The organism is Bacillus cereus group sp. BfR-BA-01310 (genome assembly GCF_022664325.1).
Taxonomy (GTDB): domain Bacteria; phylum Bacillota; class Bacilli; order Bacillales; family Bacillaceae_G; genus Bacillus_A; species Bacillus_A paramycoides.
Map to the genome: position 1 here is coordinate 219,002 of NZ_JAKUHD010000005.1, position 14,605 is coordinate 233,606.

Genomic DNA, 14,605 nt, shown 5'->3' on the forward strand with positions numbered 1-14,605 from the left:
GGAGAAGTCTGGTGAAGATTAAATTGCTACTAGTAGAAGATCATCATATCGTTCGAAGGGGACTCGTATTTTTTTTGAAATCGAGAGAGGAATTTGAAATAATTGGAGAAGCAGAAAATGGTGAAGAGGCACTAATATTTGTTCAAAAAGAAAAGCCAGATCTAGTATTAATGGATTTATCAATGCCTAAAATGGACGGTATTGAAGCGACAAAACGTATAAAACAATATGATAAGACAATAAAAATTCTTATGTTAAGTAGTTTTTCAGAACAAGATTATGTTTTACCAGCATTAGAAGCTGGGGCAGATGGTTATCAATTAAAAGAAGTGCAGCCAGAGCAACTTGTTGCGTCAATTATTGCGGTATATCAAGGGAATACGAATTTTCATCCGAAAGTAACACCTGCGCTATTAGGACGTCCGGCAGTCAAGAAAGAAAAAGAGAATCCTTTTTCGATGTTAACGAAAAGGGAGCAAGAAGTACTTCGTGAAATTGCGAAAGGAAGAAGTAACAAGGAGATTGCTGCAGAGCTTCATATTACAGAACAGACTGTGAAAACACATGTTTCTAACGTATTGGCTAAATTGGAAGTAGATGACCGCACACAAGCTGCTTTATATGCGGTGAAACATGGAGCTAATTAGGAGGGACATATGAAAGAAAAGGCTGTGCTACAGAGTTATATGTCAAGTTTAGTTGAGGCTAGTTATTTTAATGGTACAGTACTTATTGCAAAGAATGATGAAATATTATTAAGCGAAGCATTTGGAACAGCGAATTTCACATATAATATTCCTCATACTATTGATACAAAATTTCGAATTGGATCATTAACAAAAGCGTTTACTTGTACAGCAATATTACAACTAGAGGAACGAGGTTTACTTTCAGTAGTAGATTCGATTACAAAATATATAAAGGGTTTCTCTTATGGAGAGGATGTTTCAATTCACCACCTTTTAACTCACACATCGGGTATTTCAAATTTTACAAGTTGGCCTAATTATTGGTCGGATATGATGAGGAAGCCTATATCTAAAGAAGACATGGTGCAACTATTAAAGACGTATCCATTAGAGTTTAAACCAGGTGAGAAATATAGTTATACAAACTCTGGTTATATTTTATTAACAATAATAATTGAGAAGATTACTGGTTTATCATATAAAGAATATATACATAAATATATATGTCAACCACTTCAAATGCATAATACCGGATGTGAGGATGAGAGTAGAGAGATAGTAAAGTCTTTATCAACAGGATATACGATATATGGAGATGTAATTCAAACTGAATATATTGATATGTCTATCCCGTTAGGGGCATACGGAATGTATTCGACAGTTAAAGATTTATTTAAATGGCATAAAGCGTTGCGACGTAGTGAGGTGATTTCAGATGCTTCACGTCAAAAAATGTTTACTGCATATTTGAATCATTATGGTTATGGTTGGGCAATTACACAAGAGCGAGAAGGAAATACTTCCGCTAGCCATTTTGGTGATATAAATGGTTTTGTGAATTATATGATTCGATATGAAAAAGATAATATTTGTATTATTGTACTAAGTAATATAAATATTACACCAGTCATAGAGATTGCAAAAAATATAGCTGAAATTATAAATGGGGAAGAGGTTCAGATGCCTCTACCTATAAAGAAGTTTGAGCGGAATTTTGCAAACAAGTTAGAATGTGTGGGGAAGTATGTAACAGAAAACAATGAAGTAATTCAAATTATAGAAACGAAAAATAAACTCTATGTTATAGTTCCGAAACGTTATGGTGTATTGTATAAACTTGAGCTTCACTTCTGTTCTTTGCGAGATGAATTTGCAACATTCCGAACGACATACGTAGATGAAAAGATAGAAATAAATACAAAAACAGGATTATTACGTTACAAAGATGTTATGGGAAAATGTATAAAAGCTAATAAAATAAGTAGTGATTCCAAATAAAGGTTTTTCTTCTTTCGATTATTAGGTACAATATAGCTACTATGGAAGGGGAAGATACGTTATGCCTGGTATAAAAAGTGGGATTGGAAAGATTCAGGCTTCGTTAAATGGTTTATCACCGAAATTGCGAAGTATTGCCGAACATATTTTGAAACATCCACAAGATGTTGTACATAAATCTATTACGGAATTAGCTGAGGTTACGAATAGTTCAGAAGCAACGATATTTCGATTATGCAAACACCTTGGTTTTCAAGGATTTCAAGATTTAAAGATTTAAAGATTTAAAGATCACATTAGCTCGTGAGATTGTACATACACCGATGCAAAATATTCATGAGGAAGTATCGGTAGAAGATAATATGGTCACTGTTGCTAAAAAAGTTTTTCATTCATATATTACAAGGCTACAAGATACATTACATTTATTAAATGATAACGCACTGGAACAAGCAGTAAGTGAGCTGAATGAAGCGAAACGAATTGAGTTTTATGGAAATGGTGGATCTGGTATTATTGCGATGGATGCTTACCATAAGTTTATGAGAACAGGTATTTCTTGTATTGCTCATACGGATTCTCATTTTCAAATTATGGGGGCGGGCTTGCTGACAAAAGAAGCAGTTGTCATTGCAATTTCTCATTCGGGCAGTAATAAAGGATTACTTGAAGCGTTAGAAGTAGCAAAAACAAAAGGAGCACGTATTATTGCGATTACGAGCTATCAAAAGTCGGCATTAAGTCAACTTGCTGAAATAACGTTATATACTTCGACGCGTGAGACGGAGTTCCGTACAGAAGCGAGCTCATCACGATTAGCACAGTTAAGTTTATTAGATACTTTGTATGTGGGATTGTCGTTGCAGCGACAAGAGGAAACACTGCAAAATTTACAAAGCATACGTGAAACAATTTCGATGAAGCGAATATAAAAAGATCTTCAAATGAAGAGCTTTTTATATTGGTGAATAGTCAGTTGATATATCCTCTAGATCTACTTGTAATAATTGCACGTAGAAATATGCCACATGTTTATCTATAGCTTTTCCTTTAATTTTATCGGTGATATCACATCACAATTAATCTAAGAAAAGTAAATACCCCAAGATGAACTACAAAAAATTTATTTAAAATATTTTTCTTATAGTCATAATCTCCCATCTTTAAAACCATTCATTTTTTCTAACCTTTATATACTTCGCATTTAAAATCAAAAGAATAGCCTGCTAAATCCCAATGTGGATATGATAAAATTCTGAATGGAAATTTCAGTTTTTTTCTTTAAATACATCAAAAACGACTTATGTAATAATTCAAATATTGTTCAATATTTCAAAATGCATCTATAAAATTACATGTTATGATGAACATGTAATGATGATTGAACACTTAAATTTGGTACAATAATTAGCCAAAACAGTGAGGGCAGGAGTTGTGAGATGAACTCATTAAAACTCTAAAACACTAAAGGGGAGATCACATATGAAAGCAGTAGTGGTTAATAAAAACAGCAAAGCAAACATTGAAGTTATTGAAAAAGAATTACGTCCGTTACGCTCAGGTGAAGCGTTAGTAGATGTAGAGTATTGTGGAGTTTGCCACACTGACTTACACGTTGCGAATCATGATTTTGGTAACACGGATGGCCGCATCCTTGGTCATGAGGGTGTAGGTATTGTTACTAAAATTGCTGATGATGTTACTTCACTTAAGGTTGGTGACCGTGTAAGTATTGCATGGATGTTCCAATCTTGTGGACGTTGTGAATATTGTGTAACTGGTAGAGAAACATTCTGTCGTGAAGTTAAGAATGCTGGTTATACAGTAGATGGTGGTATGGCTGAACAATGTATTGTTACAGCTGATTATGCGGTGAAAGTACCAGAGGGATTAGATCCTGCTCAAGCATCATCAATTACATGTGCAGGTGTAACTACATATAAAGCTATTAAAGTATCAGACATTAAACCTGGTCAGCCTATTGTAATCTATGGTTGTGGTGGATTAGGTAACTTAGCTATCCAATATGCTAAGAACGTATTTGGTGCAAAGGTAATTGCAGTAGATATCAATGACGATAAATTAGCCTTAGCAAAAGAGGTTGGTGCTGATATGACTATCAATCCAATTTCTCAAGGTTCTGCTGATAAGATTGTTCAAGAGGAGTTTGGTGGTGCTTATGCTGCTGTAGTAACAGCCGTTTCTAAAGTAGCATTCAACTCAGCAGTTGATGCAGTACGTGCTTGTGGTAAAGTCGTTGCAGTAGGTTTACCAGTAGAAACTATGGATTTAAACATTCCGCGACTTGTACTAGATGGAATTGAAGTAGTTGGTTCTCTAGTGGGTACTCGTAAGGACTTAGAAGAGGCATTTATGTTCGGTGCAGAAGGAAAAGTAGTGCCGGTTGTTCAAACTTGTTCTCTTGATAAAGTACAAAATGTATTCGAAGAAATGGAACAAGGTAGAATTCAAGGACGTATGGTAATCGATTTTAAACAGCACAATAGTGATTGCAAATAATTCACTTTAAATATAAAAAGCATGAGTCTAGCAAAGGATATTTAAAAAAGTTAGACGGCATAAAGAAGATGATCCCTGTATTCAATAGGGATCATCTTCTTTATATTCCACTAATATCAGTGCTGAATAATGATTAAAGGTTCAATTTATTTGCAAACGAAAAAGAATCTTTATTTTTAACAAATTTTTTATGATCTGGAACGGAGTGAATTGCTACCGCTTGCGAATCTCTTGCTTTCAGTGCATCTTGAATTCCGATTGTCATAAGCTTAATAAATAGAATAGTAATAAAGAATGAAACGAGAGTATAAAAAATAATCCACCATGAAAGATTCATTTCATAACGATTTAATCCAATAAGGCCTGCCCAATCATTAGATAGAGAAACAGGTTTGAGCACTCCGTCATAGAGTTCCCGCATTTGTATCCCGCCAATTACAATGTCAAGCAACGCTAAATGGATAACGAGTATGAGTGTTTGAACGATATGTTCCATAAATAACACAAATAAGCGATCAAGTAATAAGACTCGTAAGTGTTTTTTGATAATATGAAAACGGCTAGCCCCCAGTAATTGTGAACTTAAAATGTAATCTCGTTTCATAAATTCATCAACCTCTGAGGATATATATAAAGAAAGTGTAGGCAGAGCGACGAAAATAAGTACGAGTACTTGATAAAACGCAAATGAAATATTTGGATCTAATCTATCAGCATTTGATGTGATTACAATATTAACGGGCGTGATGAGTATAAATGCGATAAATAGAGTTGGGATATAATAAAAAACTTCTGAGCATGCCTGGAAAAATCTCTTGAATTTTGGAGCGTATAAACTTAAGAGGATTCCTATACATGTTCCGCATAAAATTCGAAAGAAGCTAATTGCCACAGCTAATAAGATGGTGAATTTTGCTCCTTCTACAATTTGTAAGAAAACAGACTCTCCAAAACGATCAGATCCAAAAGGCGGCATTAACGATGGCGGAAAGGGGGCCTTTCCAAGTAATTCGTTATTGTCATTGTAAAGTAACTGAGGAGGTTTTGGGATGTTATCTTTAAAGAACCAACTATAAATAAAACTGGCTGAAACAAGTATGAATAGATAAGTAAAGCCGATTAAAAATCGTTTTGATTTCCAAATAGATTTCATAATGCTGCTCCTTTCAATTGCTTTTGCCATCTATTCATCATGAATGAGATTATTTGAAAAATGGCATAAAACGGTAAAATAATCATAACAAGTATGATAAATGCAGCTGGAGGTGAAATAAACGCCTTCTTAAATAAAAATTGAATAATGCCTTCCATATTAAAAACAAATTCTAAAATGAATAAGTTAGAAAGTAAGAAAACAAAAATCGTTTTTAAATGGTGAAAGAAGTGGATAGATATATTTTTGAATAAATGGATGCATAGTATATAACTTGATGAAAGTCCTTTTCCATATGCAACCTCTACGTAATGTTTTCCATGTTCTTCTTTTATGTATAACACCATCATCCGAAACATTTGTAATGTAGGTAAGACTGCTAAAGATAAAATAGGGAGTAAATAAGCTCGATTTTCATTAAAAGAAATAATGGTGACAGGAGATTCCCCGAATTTCTGAAGTACCCATATGAAAAATATTTGCAAACAAATCATCATCATCATATCTGGGATAGCTTCTAATATGAACACAATTCGGTTTATCCATTTTTTTATATAATCTTTTGCTAAAAAATAAAAAAATGCCATACTAGATGATAGAAAGAGCGCAAGAAAAAAGGCTATAAATAATACAGTAAATGAATATAGGTAAGGTTCTAAAACCGTTGGAAATAATGGTGTCTTTTTGAAATGACCAAATTTCGGGTCTGATCCTATAACCACTAATGATTCAGGTGAGAAAACCTGTTTTAACATAGTAACGATCTGATTAAAAAAATGAGTTGGTTGAAAAGTGAATCCCTGTTGAGTGATAAATAAATAAGGTAAATTTAGTAATAGTAAGAGTGATAAAAGAATTGATGAAAGTTTTATTGTGAATTGAGATATTTTATTTAACATTAAATCCCTCCGACATCTTTTTACAACATTATACAATAAAGTTCATATTTTGTTTTGATTTTTCAGAAAAATATAAATGCTATTAGATTTTATAGTATGGAACATATATTTACAAGGTAAAAAAAGTGATAGTAGGGATCCACGCCCTATGTCCATCAAGCTAAGAAAACGAAAATTATTATCTTTAGGTGGAGGGGTTACAAAAATACGCTATTCTTTCTGTTGAATCATAGGAAAGGATGGCGTTTTTGTATGTCTATTTCTGTATCCAATGAATTACAATTATTTGCTCACGAGATTCAAAGCTTTCTATCTCCAAATATCTTACGAGATCTTGCGAGAGATGTTGTATGGAATGATGCAAGCAATTGCTGAAGGATTTGAAGTGTTAGATAAAAGTGATTTTGATTTTAATTATGAAGATGTTGCGAAAGTGTGGGCAAATGGATCAGTTATCCGTGGTTGGTTAATGGACTTAACTGAAAAAGCATTTGCAGATGACCTGAAACTTGATGGTATTAAAGGTGTAATGAACTCTTCAGGAGAAGGGAAATGGACTGTTGAAACTGTGCTTGAACTACAAGCAGCGGCACCAGTTATCGCAATGTCATTATTTATGCGCTACCGTTCTCAAGAAGATGATATATTCCATGGGAAAGTTGTTTCAGCTCTTCGTAATCAATTCGGTGGACATGAGGTTGTTAAAAAATAGGGAATGGTTTTAATGAAGAAACTTGTGCTTATGTACAAGTTTCTTTTATATTTTATCATTTTAGCCAAGAAGACTCCTTCCTCAAGGAACGCGAAGTGAGTAGGTGGGAGATGAATTGGCTTCGGACAAGGGATGGCAGGAAGCCATCTTAATTGTTCGACATACATAAAGTGTTACTTCACTACCTATCGAATGTATGTTTGTTGTATAATAGAAGCATATCGAAATGGAGGTGAAATGAATGATGATCAATAAAGCATATAAATTTCGTATCTATCCAAATAAAGCACAAGCGACCCTAATCAATAAAACGATTGGCTGTTCTCGTTTTGTATTCAATCATTTCCTATCTCTATGGGATAATGCATACAAAGAAACTGGAAAAGGTTTGACATATGGTACATGCTCTGCCAAACTTCCTGCCATGAAGAAAGAGTTTGTTTGGCTAAAAGAAGTGGATAGTATTGCGATTCAGTCGTCTGTTCGCAACCTTGCGGATGCTTATACACGATTTTTCAAAAAACAAAACAGTGCCCCGCGTTTCAAATCTAAGAAGAACAACGTGCAATCTTATACCACAAAACAAACAAATGAAAATATTGCCGTTGTAGGAAACAAAATGAAGTTGCCAAAACTAGGTCTTGTTCGATTTGCCAAAAGTCGTGAAGTAAAGGGACGTATTTTAAATGCTACGGTTAGACGGAACCCTTCTGGTAGATACTTTGTGTCATTGTTAGTTGAAACAGAAGTGCAAGAACTTCCGAAAACAAATTCTTACATTGGAATGGATGTGGGACTAAAAGATTTCGCCATTTTGTCAGATGGAACACCCTATAAAAATCCGAAGTTTTTTCGATCGTTAGAGGAGAAGTTGGCAAAAGCACAGCGTGTTCTTTCTAGAAGAATGAAAGAATCTTCTCGCTGGAATAAACAGCGAGTAAAGGTAGCTAGAATTCATGAATACATGGCAAATGCTAGAAAAGATTACTTGGACAAAATCTCGACTGAAATCATCAAAAACCACGATGTTATTGGTATAGAGGATTTGCAAGTATCGAATATGTTAAAGAATCATAAGTTAGCAAAGGCGATTAGTGAGGTATCATGGTCACAATTTCGAACCATGTTGGAATATAAAGCAAAATGGTATGGCAAACAAATCATTGTCGTATCGAAAACATTTGCTTCAAGCCAATTATGTTCTTGTTGTGGATATCAAAACAAAGACGTTAAAAATCTAAACCTACGTAAATGGGACTGCCCTTCTTGCCTGACACACCATGATAGGGATATTAACGCAAGTATCAATCTAAAGAATGAAGCGATAAGGCTTCTAACCGCAAGGACTGTGGAGCTAGCCTAATAAATTAGAGTTCGATAGAACTCTTTACTTAGGAATCCCCCACTTCTAAACGAAGTGAAAGTGGGGGTAGTTCAAAAAACATAGTTTAAGATATTCCTAATTTAAAAATACCAATCAACACACGTTTTTGGGCCGCATATGATAGCTTCAACGTTCATCGATTGAACAATGTATTCTATATTTTCGTCTTTAGCTAATAACAAAGTTGTAAAGGATTCATACATACTCATAAATGCATAATCCTTGTTTTCGTCAGTAATAATTAACTCATTATAGCTAAGGTCCCAAATATCTAAGGGGGTAGTATCATTTACCTGTAATAATCCGTTGTTATCAAGGATTGGTTCAGAGAAATATAGATTTTTTGCACCTTTAGAACCGAGGAGCTTAAGTAAAGTATTTAATAAAAATATAGACGTATGATCTTCTGTTGGATAATAAAGATCTTGTTTAAAGTTTGAATTTAGCTTTTCAGCTAAGTCCTCTCTTTTATATTCTTCTGTAAAGACACTAATGGAGGTTAACAAGGCTATAGCTAGTTCTGCGTATGAATTTAATCCACTATGAGATATAATTTCCTTCCAAGAAACGGATTTCCCATCATGAATGATTTTTTCAACACTTGGATATATGTGTTGATAGTGTCTTTTTCTCACTGACTTTTCCCACCCTGAAGGCATTTGGACAAAAGGGTGAAGCAATATCGCTGCAGATTTAAAGTTGCTTGGTAGTTGTTCTAAAATTGTTGAGTTGTCATCTAGCCAAATGTAATCCAACAAAATAAAACCTCCTCTCAAACAATGAAATATAATGAGTTCCATGTTAAGTACTACATGTTCCATTTTATACTGATTGTATCAAATATAAAGTGAAGCATCAAAGATGTCCCAACATAAAAATAAGAATAAATAAAATGAAGTTTTCATAAATAGTAAAAGGCTGATTATGTCATGAGTATAGTTAAGCGACGGTGTTACATACGAAAAGAGCGTGTTAATAAAATATGAGGTGGTCAAATGGTAAATGAGAAGGAGAACAATGAAAGAACAGACAAAAAATTATGCCTTTGTATGATTGTGAAAAATGAATCGAGGATAATGGAGAGGTGTTTAAATGCAACAAAATCCATTGTAGACTTTGTTTCTATTTGTGATACCGGATCGACAGATAATACACCTGAAATTATTGAGAATTGGTGTAAAGAAAGTAGGATACCAGGGACGGTCCATCATGAACCATTCAAAAACTTTGGCTATAATAGAAGTTTAGCAGTTTCGTTAGCTCAAAAAACATATTCAGAAGCAGATTATTTATTAATACTTGATGCGGACATGATTTTAGAAGTTGAATCAACTTTTGATAAAAGTAGTTTAACTGAAGATCATTATCTTACACTGCAATATGATATTCATATTAAATATTGGCTTACACGTCTTTTAAAGGCTTCTTTACCGTGGAAATCGGTAGGAGTTACTCATGAGTACTGGGATATTGATCGTTCTAAAGTTGGAGCGGATTACAATATAAGAGTAGCTAGGTTAGATACTCTTATCGTTAATGATCCTGGAGATGGTGGAAGTAAAAGTGATAAATTTGAAAGAGATGAGAGATTGTTGTTACAAGGGATAAATGATCCAGAAACGACTCCAGATTTGCACATAAGATATTTATTTTATTTAGCTCAAACTTATTATCATTTAAATCAATTTGAAGATTCGATTAAGTGGTATAAAAAAAGAGTGGAAGCAGGAGGATGGACTGAAGAGGTATTCTATTCGCTATTGCGAATAGGATTTTGTTATGAATATTTAGCGAAGGGTTCATCATACAAACAACGTGAATTAATAGATAGTGAGGAAAAAGAACATGCCAAGGAGCAAGAAGAACAATATTTAGCGTTAGCTATTTTTTATTTTCAAAAAGCATGGGAATACAGACCAACTCGAGCCGAACCTTTATACCAGCTTGCAAAATTGTATCGACTACGATCACAAAATAATATCGCTTTGATGTATGCACTACAAGGGAAAGAAATTCCTTTTCCAACAGAGGATCTTTTATTTGTAGATTACCATGTATATGATTACTTATTTGACTATGAAATTTCTATAAGTGGTTACTATATACCTCATAAAAAACATTTAGGTGCACAATCACAAAAGTATCTTGAATCGAAAAAAGAAGAGTTACCAGTGCATATAGCGAGTATGGTAGAGAATAATGCGAAATTTTATTAAATAAATTTTGGATTAAAGGAGTAGTGGAGTAATCATGGAATTAATACGATGGGCGATTGAACTAGGGGAAGCGATGCATGGTAATACGTCAGAAGAATTAATCCCACTATTAGATTATTATTACGATCGTGATCATTTAAAAGCGTATTTTATCGCAAACCTTCTATTAGACATGGATATATCGAAAGAACATCGGGAAAGAGTTGAATTAAAAAGATGCATAGCTGCTTATTATGCTGGATTGCATAAAGCATCAAAAAAATATGCAAATCAGTTGTTAGTTGAACATCCTGAAGTAGAGTTATATAAAAATAATTTAAGATTAATGGAAGCTTATTTGAATAAAGAATATGATTATTGCCTATTTATATGTCCGAATACGTATGGTAGTTTCATAGATGTTGTACGAGCTTTGAAATGGCGATTGGAGCAGGAGGGAAATACCGTTATTCTATCAGAAACAATATTAGAAAATGCAAAGAAAACGATTGTTTTCGGAGCGCATACATATGCATTTAACCCGAATGCCCTTCCGAAAGACGCAATAATTTATAATTTAGAGCAGCTATATGAAGGAAGTCCTTATGCACATCCGCTTTATTTAATATTATTAAAAGATAGGGAGATTTGGGATTACAGTAAACAAAATATAGAATGGTTAATACAAAAAGGGGTAGGAAAAGAGATTAAACATGTAGGAATGAACTACGCCCCAACTTTGGAAATAAAGAAAGATGCATTTGAAGATGAAATTTCTGAAGATATTGATATCCTGTTTATAGGTGCTCTTAATCTGAGACGGCAAGTTATTTTCGATCAATTAAAAGTAGTTGCTCCACATTTAAATATTGTTTTTAAAAATAACGCATGGGGAATTGTTAGAAATGAGTTGATTGCAAGGTCTAAAATAATATTAAATATCCATTTTTATTTATCAGGAATTCTTGAAACACCCCGGGTTTCTTATGCTGTTGCAAATAAGAAGTTTATTATTTCGGAAAATAGTAATCCAGAGGACGAGATAGAGTGGCCTGGAATTGTATTCACACCATACGAAAAAATTGTAGAAAACGTAATGAAATATATAGAATTGCCAGAAGAGCGAACAAAATTAGCTGAAAAAGCGTTTAATCATTTTGAAGCTAAAGAAAGCATACTTACACTAAATCATAAAGGTGAAAAAAACTAATTTTGTGAGGCTCATACGAAAGTATGAGTTCTTTTTTATTTCTCATACTATTTTATGAAAGTTTTTCCCTCTTTTTACTGTGTTTTGTATAGAAATTTCTGATAATATATAAGTATAACTTGAAAACAAAGGGGAGAAATAATTATGAAACTAGTCGTAATTAACGGTACACCAAGAAAATTTGGAAGAACGCGTGTTATTGCAAGATATATCGCAGAGCAATTTGAAGGGGAGTTATATGATTTAGCAGTAGAGGAATTGCCTTTATATAACGGAGAAGAATCACAACGTGAATTAGAAGCAGTAAAAAAATTAAAAGCTTTAGTGAAAGCAGCAGACGGTGTAGTACTATGTACACCAGAATATCATAATGCGATGAGCGGAGCGCTGAAAAATTCGTTAGATTACTTAAGTAGCAGTGAATTCATCCATAAACCGGTGGCATTACTAGCGGTTGCAGGAGGCGGTAAAGGAGGAATTAACGCATTAAATAGTATGCGCACTGTTGCTAGAGGTGTTTACGCAAATGCAATCCCAAAACAAGTTGTGCTTGATGGATTACATGTACAAGACGGTGAACTTGGAGAAGATGCAAAACCATTAATTCATGATTTAGTTAAAGAATTAAAAGCATATATGGGCGTATATAAAGAGGTGAAAAAACAACTAGGAGTTGAGTGATATGTCATCTCTTTATAAAGATTCTCGTTTGTATTACATTCTAGGGGCCAATAGTTTATCTGCTATTGGTTCCGGGATTGTAATGATAACGATCCCATGGTTGTTAATTAAAGAGAGTGGAGGAGAGACAACATTCGGTTATGTTTCGATCATTTCAACTCTTATTATGTTTTTATTAACACCGTTTATCGGGCAAAGTATTGATCGTTTTTCAAGAAAATCTTTATTGTTATGTAACGAAGGTATCGGGATAGCCGTTATAGGAATGATGGCTATATGGGGATTTGCTGGGCAACCTTATCATTCTATTCACTATATTCATATTTATATAGCAGGGTCATTCTACTATCTATTATTTTATCCTACAATATTTGCGTTCAACCAAGAGATATTTCAAGCAGAACATTATAAAAGTTTAAGTGGAACGATGGAAATACAAGGACAGTTAACACAAGTTATTTCAGGAGCGGCTGCTAGCTTTCTAATTGAGATCATTTCTTTGAAATGGATCTTGTTAGTAGATATGTTAACTTTTGCAGGAGCATTCTTCCTTTTCTTATGTATACCGTACGTAAAGAAAAAAGAAGTAAAAAGGAAAGTAACATTTAAGAAGCAATTGTTCGAAGGAATTCACTTTATGAAAAAACGTCCCAAGTTCTTTTGGTTTTTACTTGCGACTTATATGCCGTTTATCGGTGTCATGATGGCAAATTATTTAATCCCGGTATATATTTCAGATATACTAAAAGCCAGTGCCTCTGTATACGCAATAGAAGGTATGATGTACGGTGTCGGAGCGGTTCTTGCAGGAATAAGTATTCCAATTATGATGAAATATATAAAGACAGAAGTTTCAATCGTCATGACGATGCTCATATATGTAATTTCAATTACCGCAATGATTATTGAACCGTCCATTATGTTATTATATGGAATTGCCATTTTTCATGCAATTGGAAACGCTGGTACAAGAGTGGCGAGAAATGTATTGATGATGGAGGAAATCCCAAATGAAGTAATGGGCCGTGTAGATAGCTTATTTCGCTTAATTGGTACAGGAATACGAATTGTATTATTAATGCTTTTTACAGCCGGTGTATCTAAAGCTGGGGTAATGCTCCCGTTTTACGTATTAAGCTGTATATTGATTCTTTCATTAGGAATCGCTATTTATTATGTGCTATCACAACGTAAAGTAGGGACGAGTGTTCCTAATAAATCAATCGTTTAAAAAGTACTTCTGCCTTCCTTTCTTTTTTTATATAATAAAAAGAAAGGGAGTGCAAACTTATTTATGAACAAATGGATCTTGCTTATAATCTTATTACTACCGCCGCTATACATCATTTATATAACGTTTCGAATGAATAAAGTTGCTCGTGAAAAATTGAGTAATCACTCTCCATACGTTCTTATATTAGGTGCAAAGTTATTTGGAGATAGACCGTCTTTATCACTCCAAAACCGTTTAGGTGTAGCGTTGGAGTATTTATATTCTCATCCTGAGGTGAAAGTAATTGTTTCAGGTGGTCAAGGGGAAGATGAAGATATACCGGAAGCTCACAGTATGAGAAACTATTTAATGGTACACGGTATAGATGAGAGTCGTATTTTTATGGAAGATCGCTCTACAAATACGTATGAAAATTTAAAGTTTAGTATGGATTTATTTGATGTAAAACATGCGGTAGTTGTAAGTAATACGTATCATTTATATCGAACGAAAATAATTGCAAAGCGTTTAGGCATGAAGATGGAGGCATTAGCTGCTGAAACACCGAGACGTTCTAAGAAAAAAATGTATGTGCGTGAATATGTTGCTATTATGAAAACAGTATTATTCGACCGTTAGAGCTCAAATATGAGCTCTTTTTTTATAGAATA

The 14,605-nt window shown here is 33.8% G+C and carries 13 protein-coding genes and 2 pseudogenes; 12 read left to right on the forward strand and 3 right to left on the reverse strand.

Going from position 1 to position 14,605, the window contains the following annotated elements; genetic code table 11:
• Positions 1–11: 11 nt before the first annotated feature.
• From MR109_RS13635 to adhP, 4 genes and pseudogenes are all read left to right on the forward strand, one after another.
• Positions 12–647, forward strand: a complete 636-nt coding sequence (locus tag MR109_RS13635; protein ID WP_071719943.1) for a response regulator — start codon at positions 12–14, stop codon at positions 645–647.
• 9 nt (positions 648–656) lie between these two features.
• Positions 657–1,967 carry a serine hydrolase domain-containing protein gene (locus MR109_RS13640; protein WP_242272404.1) on the forward strand — a complete coding sequence of 437 codons (1,311 nt, stop codon included), beginning with the start codon at positions 657–659 and terminating at the stop codon, positions 1,965–1,967.
• A 61-nt stretch (positions 1,968–2,028) separates the two neighbouring features.
• Positions 2,029–2,899: pseudogene (locus MR109_RS13645) on the forward strand (MurR/RpiR family transcriptional regulator).
• A 550-nt stretch (positions 2,900–3,449) separates the two neighbouring features.
• Positions 3,450–4,487 carry an alcohol dehydrogenase AdhP gene (gene adhP / locus MR109_RS13650; protein WP_242272406.1) on the forward strand — a complete coding sequence of 346 codons (1,038 nt, stop codon included), beginning with the start codon at positions 3,450–3,452 and terminating at the stop codon, positions 4,485–4,487.
• Between the two features lie 133 nt (positions 4,488–4,620).
• Here the strand turns inward: adhP and MR109_RS13655 are convergent, their stop codons facing one another.
• Together MR109_RS13655 and MR109_RS13660 are read right to left on the reverse strand one after the other, a co-directional pair.
• Positions 4,621–5,640: an ABC transporter permease gene (locus tag MR109_RS13655; RefSeq protein ID WP_242272408.1), complete on the reverse strand. Its 1,020-nt coding sequence runs from the start codon at positions 5,638–5,640 to the stop codon at positions 4,621–4,623.
• Complete coding sequence (locus MR109_RS13660) at positions 5,637–6,539, reverse strand: ABC transporter permease subunit (RefSeq protein ID WP_242272410.1); 903 nt, start codon at positions 6,537–6,539, stop codon at positions 5,637–5,639. Before MR109_RS13660 ends, MR109_RS13655 begins: the two co-directional genes overlap by 4 nt.
• A gap of 252 nt (positions 6,540–6,791) precedes the next feature.
• Here MR109_RS13660 and MR109_RS30060 point away from each other — a divergent pair, with 252 nt between their 5' ends.
• The 3 genes and pseudogenes from MR109_RS30060 (at position 6,792) to tnpB (ending at position 8,614) form a co-directional block, all read left to right on the forward strand.
• Positions 6,792–6,914 carry a hypothetical protein gene (locus tag MR109_RS30060; protein ID WP_265621569.1) on the forward strand — a complete coding sequence of 41 codons (123 nt, stop codon included), beginning with the start codon at positions 6,792–6,794 and terminating at the stop codon, positions 6,912–6,914.
• Positions 6,889–7,251: pseudogene (locus tag MR109_RS13665) on the forward strand (phosphogluconate dehydrogenase (NAD(+)-dependent, decarboxylating)); the annotation flags it as partial. The gene MR109_RS30060 and the pseudogene MR109_RS13665, both read left to right, overlap by 26 nt.
• A gap of 241 nt (positions 7,252–7,492) precedes the next feature.
• Entirely contained in the window at positions 7,493–8,614 is a 1,122-nt protein-coding gene (tnpB, locus tag MR109_RS13670; protein WP_002171788.1) for an IS200/IS605 family element RNA-guided endonuclease TnpB, read from the forward strand.
• 101 nt (positions 8,615–8,715) lie between these two features.
• Here tnpB and MR109_RS13675 read toward each other — a convergent pair whose 3' ends face one another.
• Positions 8,716–9,390 (reverse strand): DUF2711 family protein, encoded by a 675-nt coding sequence (locus tag MR109_RS13675; protein ID WP_308197277.1) that lies wholly within the window; start codon positions 9,388–9,390, stop codon positions 8,716–8,718.
• A gap of 240 nt (positions 9,391–9,630) precedes the next feature.
• On the opposite strand from MR109_RS13675, the gene MR109_RS13680 reads away from it, so the two are divergent.
• The 5 genes from MR109_RS13680 to MR109_RS13700 all read left to right on the forward strand — a co-directional run bounded on the left by MR109_RS13680 (position 9,631) and on the right by MR109_RS13700 (position 14,573).
• The gene (locus MR109_RS13680; protein ID WP_242272417.1) at positions 9,631–10,851 is read left to right on the forward strand and encodes a tetratricopeptide repeat-containing glycosyltransferase; all 1,221 of its coding nucleotides are present in this window, start codon (positions 9,631–9,633) and stop codon (positions 10,849–10,851) included.
• Positions 10,852–10,885: 34 nt separating this feature from the next.
• Positions 10,886–12,040 carry a glycosyltransferase family 1 protein gene (locus MR109_RS13685; protein WP_242272420.1) on the forward strand — a complete coding sequence of 385 codons (1,155 nt, stop codon included), beginning with the start codon at positions 10,886–10,888 and terminating at the stop codon, positions 12,038–12,040.
• 144 nt (positions 12,041–12,184) lie between these two features.
• The gene (locus MR109_RS13690; protein ID WP_025150939.1) at positions 12,185–12,721 is read left to right on the forward strand and encodes an NADPH-dependent FMN reductase; all 537 of its coding nucleotides are present in this window, start codon (positions 12,185–12,187) and stop codon (positions 12,719–12,721) included.
• Between the two features lies 1 nt (position 12,722).
• A complete protein-coding gene (locus MR109_RS13695; protein ID WP_242272422.1) occupies positions 12,723–13,952 on the forward strand; it encodes an MFS transporter in 1,230 nt (409 codons plus the stop codon).
• A 63-nt stretch (positions 13,953–14,015) separates the two neighbouring features.
• Positions 14,016–14,573 (forward strand): YdcF family protein, encoded by a 558-nt coding sequence (locus MR109_RS13700; RefSeq protein ID WP_242272424.1) that lies wholly within the window; start codon positions 14,016–14,018, stop codon positions 14,571–14,573.
• Positions 14,574–14,605 lie beyond the last annotated feature (32 nt).

Excerpts from the sequence above, each read along its gene's own strand:
- adhP (WP_242272406.1), top strand. The coding sequence starts at position 3,450 with ATGAAAGCAGTAGTGGTTAATAAAAACAGCAAAGCAAACATTGAAGTT.
- MR109_RS13660 (WP_242272410.1), bottom strand. The coding sequence starts at position 6,539 with ATGTTAAATAAAATATCTCAATTCACAATAAAACTTTCATCAATTCTT.
- MR109_RS13685 (WP_242272420.1), top strand. The coding sequence starts at position 10,886 with ATGGAATTAATACGATGGGCGATTGAACTAGGGGAAGCGATGCATGGT.
- MR109_RS13655 (WP_242272408.1), bottom strand. The coding sequence starts at position 5,640 with ATGAAATCTATTTGGAAATCAAAACGATTTTTAATCGGCTTTACTTAT.
- MR109_RS13700 (WP_242272424.1), top strand. The coding sequence starts at position 14,016 with ATGAACAAATGGATCTTGCTTATAATCTTATTACTACCGCCGCTATAC.
- MR109_RS13695 (WP_242272422.1), top strand. The coding sequence starts at position 12,723 with ATGTCATCTCTTTATAAAGATTCTCGTTTGTATTACATTCTAGGGGCC.
- tnpB (WP_002171788.1), top strand. The coding sequence starts at position 7,493 with ATGATGATCAATAAAGCATATAAATTTCGTATCTATCCAAATAAAGCA.
- MR109_RS13680 (WP_242272417.1), top strand. The coding sequence starts at position 9,631 with ATGGTAAATGAGAAGGAGAACAATGAAAGAACAGACAAAAAATTATGC.
- MR109_RS30060 (WP_265621569.1), top strand. The coding sequence starts at position 6,792 with ATGTCTATTTCTGTATCCAATGAATTACAATTATTTGCTCACGAGATT.
- MR109_RS13640 (WP_242272404.1), top strand. The coding sequence starts at position 657 with ATGAAAGAAAAGGCTGTGCTACAGAGTTATATGTCAAGTTTAGTTGAG.
- MR109_RS13690 (WP_025150939.1), top strand. The coding sequence starts at position 12,185 with ATGAAACTAGTCGTAATTAACGGTACACCAAGAAAATTTGGAAGAACG.